Below are 12,364 nucleotides of genomic sequence, written 5' to 3' on the forward strand. Positions count from 1 at the left end.
GGGCGCGGGGGCGGGCGGCGGAACCACCGGCGGGGGTTCAGGGGCAGGCGCCGCTTTCCTGGCGCCGCCGAACTGGAAGCTCACCCCCAGGGTGGCGACGAGGTTGTTGTGCGAATCCTCAGGGGCGAAGATGTGCCGGGCATCCGCCCGGAGGGCGACGGTCTCGGTCAGGTCGAATTTGATCCCCCCGCCGTAATTGAGGATAAAATAGGAGTCGTCATGGGGATAGTTGCTTCCGTCCAGCCAGACGTTTCCGATGCCTGCGGCCAGGTAAGGGACCAGCCGCTTTTCGGGCTGGAAGTGGTAAAGGCCGTCCAGCCGGAGAACATAGGCATCCAGATCATCCTCCGGGCAGGTGCAGGTGATGGGATCGAAGTATTCGAAGTCGAATTTTCCGTAGTTGAGCATGAGCTCCGCGCCCCAGTGCTCGGTGAAGTTGTATCCGAGCCCCAGGCCCAGGACGACGTCTTTTTCAAGGTCCTGTTCATTGTCGAAGACATACCCGCCGATCATGGGGCTGACCGTGACGGCGCCGGCCCGCTGCTCCGCATGAAGCGGGGCCGTGAAAAGGCAGATGACGGCGGCGGCGACGGCAGCCCTTATTCCAAATCGAAATGTTCGCATCGCATATTCCCTTCTATCAAAATTGCTTGTGTTTCCGTGTTCTTACCAAAACAGGCCCCAAAGCCATCCCGGGGCGGCGGAGACGGTCTCGATGAAGCACCCGCCGGAGCCGGAGCCGCAATCGCCGCTTTTGCACGCTTCCTGTTTTTCAATGGTCACCCAGACGCGGTCCGTGCCGACTTCCCCGAGGCTGTTCTTCACCGTCAGCTCGAAGATGAGAACGGTGCCCGTGAGGTCGACCGCGGGGGCCGTGAAGGTCGGCCGGGCGGTGGACGCGCCGGTGAGGGAGACCACCGGACCCATCGCCTGCCGCCACGAGAACTGCGGAGCTTCGCCTTCGATCGCGGATGAGGATGCGCTGCCGTCCAGGGTGACGGCCTCGTTTTCTTCAACGGTCTGGTCCGGCCCGGCATCGGCGACGGGCAGGCGGGTCACCCGGATGAAATAGGGGTTCTCCGGGGTGCCGCTGTCGGCCCTGTCGCCGGTTTCGTCCCACGCGGAGATAAAGTAGTCCACGCCGGGAACATCCACCAGGGATCCGGGGATCACGGCGCTATAAAGGTTTCCGCCGGCCCCGACCGCCATGGAGATCTCCGTGAAGGGGGCGGCGGGGGCGTCCGCATTCCTGCGGTAGAAGAGCGTTGCCAACGCCACGGCGTCATCGGGGTCCGAGATCCGGGCTTCGATGGTCACCGGCGCGCCGGGTTCGGCCCCGGTGACGGGATCATGCAGGATCGACGGCGGCTGGTTTGCCGCCTGGTCCGTCACCGCGATGACGTAGGGGCTCTCCGGTCTGCCGCTGTAGGTTCTGGCGCCGGTCGTGTCCCATGCGGAGAGGTAATAGTCCACGCCGGGGACGGCCACCTCGGATGCCGGGATCACGGCGGCATAGCCCTCCCCGCCGACCTGGGCGGTCATGGGTATTTCGGTGAACGGGGCGTCTGGGCCGTCCGCATGCTTCCGGAAGAAGAGGGCCGCTTTTTCGATGGCGTCACCCGGATCCGGGTCCGAGATTCCGGCCTCGATCCTAACGGAGGTCTTCGGCACGGCCCGGGTGACGGGGTCGTGCGCGATCACCGGCGGCCGGTTCCCCGGAAGGGTTCCGACGGTGTAGGTGCCGGATCCCGCAGCATCCCCACGGCTGACGGTGACGGTCCGCGTCGTGCCGTCCAGGGCCGGGTTGTGGGTGGTGTAGCAGATCCGGTACTGGGCGCGGATGGCGCCCGCGATCTCGAGGTAGATCTCGGCGAGATCCCCGGGGGTCGGCGCCAGGGAGAAATAGCCGCCGGTCTGGTCCGCGATGGTTTCGAGGTTTTTCGCCATGGTGCTGTCCGCAGGGATCTCGAGGCCGATGGTGTAGACGGGCACCCCGGCGGCGCGCGCCTTCTCGATGACCGAATTGATGGTGTCGGTGCAGTCGTTGTTCGTCATCCCGTCGGAGAGAGCCACGATGCCTTTGGACGCGGCCGCGCCGGCAAGGGCCGCCACCGCTTGGCTGATCCCGTCATAGACGGCTGTGGAGCCCAGGGCCGTCAGTTCGTCGATGCGCTCCCGGATGTCGGGCGTACCGTTTCCGTCCGAATCCTGGGTGATGGGCGCGAGGGGGAAGACGGTTTCAACCTGTTTGCACCCGGCGAAGCTGACCACCGCCCCCCGGTCGTCTTCTCCAGCCGCATCCAGAAAAAGCTTCGCCGCGGCCTTTGCCTCGGTGAGCTTGTTGTTTTCGCTCATGCTGTAGCTGACGTCGAGGGCCAGGGCAAAGCTGACGTCATCTTTACTGGTGATCGCCTCGAAACAGGTCGGGGTCTCCGTGAAGGGGATCGATTCGTCGTCCGACTGCTCGGTGAGGATTACATCCTCGGGGCGAAGTCCTAAAACCGGCTTGCCGTTCGCATCCTGGATGGTCATCGTGACGACGATCTCCGGAAAACCGGAAGCATCCGGGAAGACATCGATCCTGTCCGCCTGGCCCGCCTGGGCGTTTTTCAGCGATAAAAGCGGGTCGAACACCGATTGGGAATTCTCGGACGGCACGAGGAGCCCCTCGCTGCCGAAATAGAGGCCCTGGGCCGTGACCGGGGGGCGCCACATCAGGAGCCCCAGTACTACCGCCGCCAGAACGCGTTGCCACTTCATTCTGTTTTCTCCTTGTTTGATTCGAATGTTATCCATTGCCCCGGGTCGGATGGATTGCGCCGGCCGAGGCCCCGTACTCCGTGAGTTGGATCCGGTCGAAAGCTCAATATTCCGGGCATCGCGAAGCGCCGCTGCGTTGGACCCGGACTGTACGTTTCGACCCGGATCGCCTCCGGGCTTTATCTCTGGATTTTCAGGTTGGGATTATGGCATCTGCATAGATGATCCATCCATGATTTGGAGCCACAGGTCAAGAACGAAGTTGGGGTCCTGAAGAAATATCGGCGGCTTTCAGGACCCGCGATTCCGCTGTTTCTCCAGGATGTCCAGGACCTCCGCCATTTTTTTTCGGGCGCGGTCGGCCATGGCGTCCGCGATCGTGCGCGTCTCGGCCTTGAACGCCTCGTCCGTGATGCCCTCGAGGTTGATGAGGACGTTCTGGTAGGCCCCCCAGATGCCGGTCTCCAGGGAGCGGGCACCGACCTGGACGTCGGACCTGGAGGCCGGGTTGCCAAAGCGGGCCGTCTCGCACAGGGCCTCCCATGCGCCGTCGCCCAGGGTCATGGTCGCAAGCGGGACCCGCACGGCGGTCTGGAGGCCCTGCTGCATCCTGGCCGTCCGGGCGGCCTTTTCCTCCGGGGTGTCCTTCGGCATGCGCACCCCTTCCATGTACTCGTTGAAGGCGCTGGTGTCGGCGTCGATCATGGCGATCAGCTCCCGGGTCACGCTGTGGAGGGGCGGGATGACCGCGCGCATCTGCGGGTCGACCTTCTCGAATCTGCGAACGCCGTAGGTCAGCTTGGCCACCATGGCGCCCAGGCCCGTGCCCAGGGCGGCCAGGACCGCCGAGACCGAGCCTCCGCCGGGCGCCGACGAGCGGGCCGCCACCTCCTCGATGAACCCCCGGAGGCTCATGCCGGCCAGGGGTTCGTCGGGCGGTTCGGCGACGATGTATTCGATGATCTTCTTTTTGGGGTCGAAGGGCGCGACGCTGTTGAGGCCCAGGCGCTCGACGGCCAGGCGGACCTTCTGGTCCTCCTCGTAGAGGAAGAGGTTCTCCTTCTCGATATAGTAGTCGGCGGCCATCAGGATCGATTCCAGGGGGACGATGCCCACGATCTCGGAGCCGGCCACGCCGACGCTCAGTTCCGCGGCGTCGGTTTTCACCTCCTCGAAGAGCCGGTGGATGGGGGTCACCCGGTAGTTGTTCAGGTTGACCGTCACCTGGGCCAGGTTGTACTCGTCCACGAACCAGCCCATGCCCTTGACCTCCCGGAGGCGTCCGGGCTCGGTTTCGCCCCGGCCGGCCTCCCTCAGGTTGAGGGCGATGCGGTGGGCCTGGCCGGCCGTGCCCAGGATGTTGACGTTGTAGGCGATGAGGAACATCCGTGCGCCCGCGGCCGTGGCGCCCCATTCCGGCACGAACTCGGCGGGGCCGAAATCCGGCGCCCACCGGGGGTCCTTGAGGCGCTGGGCCAATCCCTCGTATTCTCCCCGGCGGACATCCGGGAGTTTGCGGCGCCAGTCGCGGGCGGCGGCCTCCTCATAAAGAAAAAAGGGGACCCGGAGTTCCTCCGCGGCCCGCCGGGCGAAGGTCCGGGCGATATCGGCGCAGTCCGCCATGGTCACCCCCCGGACGGGGATGAAGGGGCAGACGTCCATGGCCCCGAAGCGGGGATGCTCGCCCTTGTGCCGTCGCATGTCGATGCGCACCCGTGCCACGCGGGCGGCGGCCAGTGCCCCCTCCACGACGGTCTCGGGGTCTCCGACAAAGGTGTAGACGGTGCGGTTCGTGGATGCGCCGGGATCCACGTCCAGGAGGGTGCAGCCCGGCGTCCGCCGGATCGCTTCGGCGATGGCTTCGATGGTTTCCTGGTTTCGGCCTTCGGAAAAATTGGGGACGCATTCGACGATGGTTTTCATGGGGAATTCCTGGGTACGGGTTGATGTCGTCGGGTTTCATTCGGCCCGGGGCTTGAGGCTCCCGTCCGCCGCAGGGGGCTCACACCCCGCAGCATGTATTCGTGATATATCGAGGTCCAGGGAAAAAAACAACCGGTAAGCCGGGCGCTCCTGATAGAACGGCTGCTGCAGGCTCGCAAAGCGCTGGAAACAGGGGATGGGCATGGATTCCGCCGCGTAGGACACGGGAGGCGGGCCGGGCCGCTGGCGGAATGGGCAAATTAGGTGTTGTCTGCAGCCTGTATTTTGAATATACCGTCAAAACATCGTACATCTGTCGACCCGGGCAGATTCCAAGCTCATTTTAACGAACCAGCAAAAACAGCCTGTTATGCATGGGAGACCCGCCAGATGGCTGAGAAGCCGAACGGTCCGGCATCGGATCGACACATCGGATGGATCGAGGCGGCTGATGAAAAAGAGGCCGAAGCCCAGGCGCATCCGGGAACCGTCCCGGCCTCAAACGACGCCCTGCTCACAGCCATGCCCATTCCGCTCCTCTGGAAAGACATCGAGGGAAGGCATCTCGGCTGCAGCGGGTCGTTTTCAGCGCTGACGGGCCTCACCGCGAGCGGGATTCGCGGCAGAACCGCTCGGGAAATCTGGCCTGCCGGGTATGCCGGATTCCTGCTCGAAAAAGACGCGGCGTTGATCGCCAACCCGGGGAACCAGGTTTTTGAGTACGAGATCCGGGATAAACACGGCGATATCCGACCGGCGCGCTTCAACCAGAGCGTCTGGCGCGACGGCGGAGGGCGGGCCGCAGGAATCCTCTGCGCCGTTCAGGATATCTCCGACGCCGCCGGATGCAGAAGGTCCCTTGAGGAGAGCGAACAGCGATTCAGGCTGCTGACCGATTTCACCGACAGCTGGGAGTATTGGATTGGGCCCGATTCGAGGCTGCGCTACGTCTCCCAATCCTGCAAAAACCACACCGGTTACAGTCCGGAAGAGTTCCTGGCACAGGAGGATCTGCTCCGCAACATGATCCATCCCGACGACAGGGAAGGGGTCATGGCGCACATCCTCCATGAGACGGACGGCCCTGCGGTCGAGACGATGACGTTTCGGATCGTGGACCGGAGCGGGCGGGTTCGATGGATCTCCCACAGTTGCCGGCCCGTGCACGATGAGGGGCATGCCTTCCTGGGCCGGAGAGCCAGCAACCGGGAGATCACCGATCAGAAAGCGGCCGAGGCCCAGAGAGACGACCTGACGGAGAACCTGAGAAGCACCTCGATGCTGCTCAACACCATTCTGGACGCCATTCCCGACGTTATCGGGGTCCAGGACGCCGACCACCGGATCGTCCGATACAACAAGGCCGGCTATGCTTTCCTGGGAAAGGAGCCGTCCGAGGTTCACGGCAGAAAATGCCATGAACTGATCGGCAATCGCAGCCCCTGCGCCGTCTGCGCCACATCCGAGGTCTATCAGACCCGGAGAGCCGCGCGGGTGGAAAAATACGTGGCGGAGTTCGACAAATGGCTGGACGTGAGGGCCTATCCCATTCTTGACGACAAGGGCGAAATCTCCCAGGTCATCGAGCACCTGAGGGATGTCAGCAGAGAAAAGCATGCCGAAAAGGAATTGAGAGACGCCCATGAGACGCTGATCACCATATTGAACAGCATCGATGCCCATATCTATGTGGCGGACATGGATACCTACGGGATCCTTTTCTTGAACAAAAAGATGATGGACGATTTCACTTCCGAATATGTCGGCAAGAAATGCCACGAGGTGTTTCGGAAGCAACCGGTGCCCTGCGATCACTGCCCCAACCCGTTCCTGCTCGATGAAGATCGAAACCCGACGGGGGTCTACACCTGGCAGTGCGTCAACCCGATCACCCAGCGCTGGTATATCAATTTTGACCGGGCGATCCAATGGGTTGACGGCCGGATCGTCAGAATTCAGATTGCAACGGACATCACGGAGGCCAGGAAAAACGAAGAGGCGCGCATGCGGATGGAGCAGCAGCTTCAGCAGGCCCAGAAGTTTGAGGCCATCGGAACGCTTGCCGGCGGCATCGCCCATGACTTCAATAACCTGCTGATGGGAATTCAGGGCCGGGCCTCGCTGATCGCCGTGGATCTCGACCCGTCACATCCATATCAGGAGCATCTCGGCGCCATTGACGAATACATTCGAAGCGCCACGAATCTGACCCGGCAGATCCTGGGGTTTGCACGGGGCGGCAAATACGAGGTGCGGCCCATCGACATCAATGCCCTGGTGCGCGAGAGCGCGACGCTCTTCGGCCGGACCCGAAAGGAGATCCGCATCCACACCCGATTCCAGGAACCGCCGCCCGTGGTGTCGGCCGACCCCAGGCAGATCGAGCAGGTCCTCCTGAACCTCTATGTCAATGCATGGCAGGCCATGCCCCATGGCGGGGAACTCTTTCTGGAGACCGGGATCGCCGTCCTGGACGAGGCCTGCTGCCGGCCCAGCCAGGCGACACCGGGACGGTATGCCAGAATTTCTGTCGCGGATACCGGCGTCGGCATGGATGCCTCGACACTTCAGCGGATTTTCGATCCGTTTTTCACGACCAAGGAAAAGGGGCGGGGGACGGGTTTGGGGCTGGCCTCGGCATACGGCATCATCAAGAACCACGCCGGGATCATCGCGGCCTGCAGCGATGTCGGCCGCGGCACGACCTTCACCATTCACCTGCCGGCTTCCCGTCAGAAGGTTCAGCGGGAGAATGCCCCCGAGGCGCGCCTCATCAGAGGATCGGAGACCGTTCTTCTGGTTGACGACGAAGCCCTGATCATCGAGGTGGGCCGGGCCATGCTGGAGAAGCTGGGGTATCGCGTCCTTGTCGCCCAGGGCGGAGACAAGGCCGTCGAAACGGTCTCTGAAAAAGGCGAGAGGATCGACCTTGTCCTGCTGGATATGGTCATGCCGGGGTTGGACGGCGGCGCGACCTTCGACATCATCCGCAGCATTCGACCGGATCTGCCGGTCATCCTGTGCAGCGGCTACTCCATCCGCGGCAGGGCGGCGGATATTTTGCAGAGGGGGTGCGAGGGGTTCATCCAGAAGCCGTTCACCATTTTCGAGCTGTCTGAACAGGTCCGGAAGGCTCTTGACCGGGCCGGAGAACCCGGCCGGGCATAAGAGGCCTCGGGCGTCCCTCCAATATCACAGCGGCATCATCACCGATCAGGCACGTCCACCAGGCGGGGTTCGTATCCGTCATCATCACTTCCTGTCCTCCTGAGGGTTCATCTTTCTGCCGTCCCAACGATTGACGGGGTCTGCTTATAGACCAGTGCGTTCCGGAGGTAAAGGCCGTTTTTGCCGACAGCGCTCGGTTTCAGGGGCCGACAACAAGGATGGGTCTTCGGGGGGATTCGAGGGCATCTTTTGGGGTTGCTTGACAAATCCGCTTTTCTCATTCAATTTCAAAACAAAGCCGCCTTTTGAGGCGCCGGTCAAAAGAGGACGATAGGGGGAGGGTGACGGGATGCGGATGGACCGATCAACGATCAGACGGGTGCGCCTGAAAGACGATGCCGACGATGGCTTTATAGATGCCGAACCGGCAAGGTTGTTTTCCATGGTATGGGATATTACAAGGGATGCCTGGTCATTTGCGGGGAAAGCGGATGTTGAACGAAGATTACAAAGAGATGCTGGAATGCTTGTTAGACGAAAACGTTGAGTTCATCGTTGTCGGCGCCTATGCACTGGCGGTTCATGGGTATCCCAGGGCGACCGGCGACATCGACCTATGGGTAAACCCAGGAAAAGCCAATGCCGGAAGGATCTATAAGGCCCTGGCCAGGTTTGGCGCACCCATGGGCCGGATTCGTGAGAAAGACTTCCGTCAGAAGGGGATCATTTTCCAGATCGGCATCGCCCCGAGGAGAATTGACATCATCACGGACATCGATGGCGTAGGATTCGATGAGGCCTACCGGGATAAAATCATCGTTGACATAGAAAATCTCAAAATTCCCGTGCTTTCGATCGAAATGATGATCCGGAACAAGACGGCCGCCGGCAGGAAAAAAGACCTGCTGGACGCCGAGCTGCTCCAGAAAAGGATGGATTCGCAGAAGGCCCGGCAAGAATAAAGGGATCGGAGACGGGGCATGATTTCGGTTTGCCGCAAAAACAGTCGAGGCTCCGGGGCGCGGCAACTCTCCCGGAGCCATAACGACGTTCTTCCATTTTGAAAAAAATGGGGCTGCGTTTCAGTTTGGGTGAAGGTTTACTTCCATGACGCCTGCATCCGGTCCAACTCCTTCACCATCGCTTCGGGCAGCGGCTCGGGCCGGTGCGCCATCTTCTTCAGGGTGACCGCCTGGAGGCGCTCCTCGAAGGTTTTGGCGCCGCCGGCTTCCCACCGGGCGTAGATCATCCGCTCGAATATCTCGGAATACTTGATCTTCCTGAAGTTCTGCAGGGTGTGCTGTTCCTGGAGGTAGTGGCCGCCGGGTCCGACCTTGTGGATGACGTCCAAGGCCAGGGTTTCCGTGTTCACCGGGATGCCCTCCATGAAGTGCTTCACCGAATCGACGATATCGTGGACAAGCACCATGAACTCCGGGGAGGCCACGGAGCCGTGGTCCATCCAGGAGCTGCAGTCGTGGCACAGGCCCGAGCCGACGGCAGCGGATGCCAGGCACTGAAAGGCGGCTTCGGCCCCGGCCTGGGCGTCGCAGAATTTTGAATCGGTGGCGCCCGCCGTTCCGAAAAACGGGATCTGGTAGTGCTGGGCCATCTGGGCCAGTGCCCCCGTCATCAGGCTCATCTCGACGGCGCCGTAAGAGAATATCGTTGTCCGCATGTCCTGGATGGTGGTGAAGGCGCCGTAGATGAAGGGGGCTCCCGGCCGGACCAACTGGTGGATCACCAGCCCGCTCAGGGATTCGGCGCCGGCCTGGACGACGGCGCCGGCAAAGGTGGCCGGAGCCGAGCCGCAGCACTGGGGCGCGGGGAAGTTGATGAGGGGAATCCCGTTCTCGGCGCAGTAGATGATCTTGTCGACGGCCGGGTCGTAGTAAAGCAGGGGCGAGATGGGCTCGGAGTAGTGGACGATGCAGGGGGCCTGGTCGAAATTCTCCCTGCCGCCGGCAAGCATCAGGGCCATCTCGTAGGTGTCCTTTACGCTGTTGGTGTCCTTGCAGCAGAAAACCAGGGGCTTTTCGCAGTATTCCATAACGTTGCGGGCGATCACCCGGTCCGCGATGTCGGGGGGAACGTCGTCGGCCATGCCGATGGTCATGCACCACTGGAAGTTGGGCAGCGCGTCGCAGAGGGCGGCCGTCGCCTGGACGTTCTCGCTGGTGAACCGGGAGCGGACGTGGGTCTTGGGGTCCAAATAATCGATGCAGTCGAGGCTGGGGCCGAAATAGGTCTTGTCCCGCTCCAGAAAGACCGTCCGCTTGCCGGTCCTCGTACCCAGGACGACCCGGGGCGGGGCCTTGCGGATGGCGTCTTCGACCATGAAGGCCGGGATCTTGACCCGGTCGCCGCTGACCCGGGCTCCGGCGCCGGACAGGATCTCCAGGGCCTTGGGGTGGGTTAGTTTAATGCCGGTGCGCTCCAGCACTTCCAGGGTGGCGGCGTGGAGCTGTGCGATCTGGGCGTCGTTGATCACCCGCAGCTGGGGTTTGAAATACAGTTCGTCTGTTGCCATACCCATGATGTTACCCTCCGTTTATCGGTTAAATCCTCTGTGATGGTTGAATAAAAATTACAGCGGCAGCCGGGTGCCGATATTTTTCTCGACGGCCAGACCGTAGATGAGCGGTTTATGAACCCGGGCCGACAGGGCGGCGGTGAATTCATGATCGCGCCAAGCCATGGTAGCGGCCGCCGAACCAGATTGTCAAGCAAAGGGTGTGAACGGAGGGTGGATTGCGTTTTCGCCGGGACGGAAGGCGTGGTTCACGAACTGCACGACAGCATCGAGCATCCGGGCCGGTTCCTTGCCCAGTCCGGCCGCTTCGCGGCGAAGGCATCCCTGTCCGGCTGCTCGTCGTAGGGGAGGCGGAGGAGGTCCAGGAGCTCGCGGACCCGGGCAAAATCTCCGGCCTCGGCCTTGTCGATGGCCATCTGGGCCATGTAGTTGCGCAGCACGTACTTGGGGTTGACGGCGTTCATGCGGGCTATCCGCCGCTCGCGGGGCACCTTCTCCTCCTCCAGACGCTTCAGGTAGCGCCGGAGCCAGGACGCGGTCAGGACCCTCAGCGTCGGCGTGAGCTGTTCGGGGAGATAATAGGCCTCCAGGAGGGGCGACAGGAGGGCTTCGTCGTTCATCTCCCCGGGGGGTTGCCCGTCGGCCCCGACCCGGGCAAGCTTGCGGAAGAAGATCGTCATGTCGGTTTCGGCCCTGGGGAGAAGGGAGAGCAGGTCGGCCACGAGTTCGTCGTCGGGGCCGGGGGTGAAGCGCGAAAGACCCAGCTTCCCCGCCATCATCTCCTGGCGGCCCTCCCGGTAGCTGCGGCCGTATTCCTCCAGGGCCTCCTGAAGGGGCTCCACCGCTTCGATGAGGGGGTATATGGCGTTGGCGAGCTGCACCAGGTTCCACTGGGCGATGCCCGGCTGGTTGCCGAAGCGGTAGCGGCGGCCCGCGGCATCCGTCGTGTTCGGGGTCCAGTCGGGGTCGTAGTTTTCGAGCCAGCCGTAGGGCCCGTAATCGATGGTGAGGCCCAGAATCGACATGTTGTCCGTGTTCATGACCCCGTGAACGAACCCCACGCGCATCCAGTGGACGATCATCTCCGCCGTCCTTCGGCACACCTCCGCGAACCATTCGATGTATACCTCCCGGGAAGGCGCTCCCAGATGGGGAAAATCGGCGCGGAGGGTGTAATCGACAAGCTGCTTCAAGAGCGCCGTCTCCCCCCGCGCGGCATGGATCTGGAAATTGCCGAAGCGGGTGAACGACGGCGCGATGCGGCAGACGACGGCGCCGGGCTCCAGTCTGGGGTTGCCGTCATAGAACATGTCCCGCTCGACCTCTTCGCCGGTCAGGATGACGCTCAAGGCCCGGGTGGTGGGGACCCCCAGATGGAACATGGCCTCGCTGCACAGGAACTCCCGGATGGACGACCGCAGCACCGCGAGTCCGTCGGCCGTGCGGGAATAGGGCGTGGGCCCGGCACCCTTGAGCTGGAGGGTCCAGTGCTCCGACCGGCCGTTGACGACCTCCCCCAGGTTGATGGCCCGGCCGTCGCCCAGCTGCCCGGCCCAATTCCCGAACTGGTGGCCTCCGTAATTGACGGCATAGGGCGTCATGCCCGGCATCAGCAGGTTTCCGGAGAAGACCCGGGTGAAGGCCTCGGAACGGCAGGCCTCCGGGGAGAGCCCCAGGATTTCGGCCGCTTCGCGGGAGGAGGCGACCAGTTTGGGGGCAGCCGTCCGCGCGGGATTGACGAACGAGTAGCATGCGCCCGTCACCTGGCGGCGCCGGTTCGCGGCCTCCGGATCGGCCGGCAGCTCCCGGATGAAGCGGTTGTCGAAGACCAGGGCGTCCAGGGTGCCGGGTTCCGCCCCCGCAGGCCGGTCTTGCAGACGGATCTGTGCTGCATCGAGGAGGTTCATGTCGGCCGTTCCTTCCGTTTCAATGCGGGTCAACCCGGGTTCCCCGGCCCCCTGCGGGCCGCGGCGTCCCGGA

At 62.9% G+C, this 12,364-nt stretch carries 7 protein-coding genes; 2 read left to right on the forward strand and 5 right to left on the reverse strand.

All coding sequences use genetic code 11. The annotated features are described in order from the left end of the window. The 3 genes from ACEW8N_RS19360 to ftcD all read right to left on the reverse strand — a co-directional run. Positions 1-624 (reverse strand): outer membrane beta-barrel domain-containing protein (locus ACEW8N_RS19360; protein WP_373501509.1); only part of this gene is annotated, 624 nt, incomplete at its 3' end. A 42-nt stretch (positions 625-666) separates the two neighbouring features. Beyond that, positions 667-2,760, reverse strand: coding sequence for a VWA domain-containing protein (locus ACEW8N_RS19365; protein ID WP_373501510.1), 2,094 nt, complete (start codon positions 2,758-2,760; stop codon positions 667-669). A 291-nt stretch (positions 2,761-3,051) separates the two neighbouring features. Next, entirely contained in the window at positions 3,052-4,683 is a 1,632-nt protein-coding gene (gene ftcD / locus ACEW8N_RS19370; protein ID WP_373501511.1) for a glutamate formimidoyltransferase, read from the reverse strand. A gap of 390 nt (positions 4,684-5,073) precedes the next feature. On the opposite strand from ftcD, the gene ACEW8N_RS19375 reads away from it, so the two are divergent. Together ACEW8N_RS19375 and ACEW8N_RS19380 are read left to right on the forward strand one after the other, a co-directional pair. Then, on the forward strand, positions 5,074-7,851 hold the full coding sequence (locus ACEW8N_RS19375; protein ID WP_373501512.1) for a PAS domain S-box protein: 2,778 nt from the start codon (positions 5,074-5,076) through the stop codon (positions 7,849-7,851). 491 nt (positions 7,852-8,342) lie between these two features. Continuing rightward, positions 8,343-8,813 carry a nucleotidyl transferase AbiEii/AbiGii toxin family protein gene (locus ACEW8N_RS19380; RefSeq protein ID WP_373501513.1) on the forward strand — a complete coding sequence of 157 codons (471 nt, stop codon included), beginning with the start codon at positions 8,343-8,345 and terminating at the stop codon, positions 8,811-8,813. A 137-nt stretch (positions 8,814-8,950) separates the two neighbouring features. On the opposite strand, the gene ACEW8N_RS19385 is transcribed toward ACEW8N_RS19380, so the two are convergent. Continuing rightward, complete coding sequence (locus ACEW8N_RS19385) at positions 8,951-10,387, reverse strand: trimethylamine methyltransferase family protein (protein WP_373501514.1); 1,437 nt, start codon at positions 10,385-10,387, stop codon at positions 8,951-8,953. Between the two features lie 245 nt (positions 10,388-10,632). Next, on the reverse strand, positions 10,633-12,324 hold the full coding sequence (locus ACEW8N_RS19390) for a YdiU family protein (protein ID WP_373501515.1): 1,692 nt from the start codon (positions 12,322-12,324) through the stop codon (positions 10,633-10,635). Positions 12,325-12,364: the final 40 nt, after the last annotated feature.

It is taken from the genome of Desulfococcus sp., from assembly GCF_041737845.1.
GTDB lineage: Bacteria > Desulfobacterota > Desulfobacteria > Desulfobacterales > Desulfococcaceae > Desulfococcus.

Coding starts and splice junctions, on each gene's coding strand:
- ACEW8N_RS19365 (WP_373501510.1), bottom strand. CDS start 2,760: ATGAAGTGGCAACGCGTTCTGGCGGCGGTAGTACTGGGGCTCCTGATG.
- ftcD (WP_373501511.1), bottom strand. CDS start 4,683: ATGAAAACCATCGTCGAATGCGTCCCCAATTTTTCCGAAGGCCGAAAC.
- ACEW8N_RS19375 (WP_373501512.1), top strand. CDS start 5,074: ATGGCTGAGAAGCCGAACGGTCCGGCATCGGATCGACACATCGGATGG.
- ACEW8N_RS19380 (WP_373501513.1), top strand. CDS start 8,343: ATGTTGAACGAAGATTACAAAGAGATGCTGGAATGCTTGTTAGACGAA.
- ACEW8N_RS19385 (WP_373501514.1), bottom strand. CDS start 10,387: ATGGGTATGGCAACAGACGAACTGTATTTCAAACCCCAGCTGCGGGTG.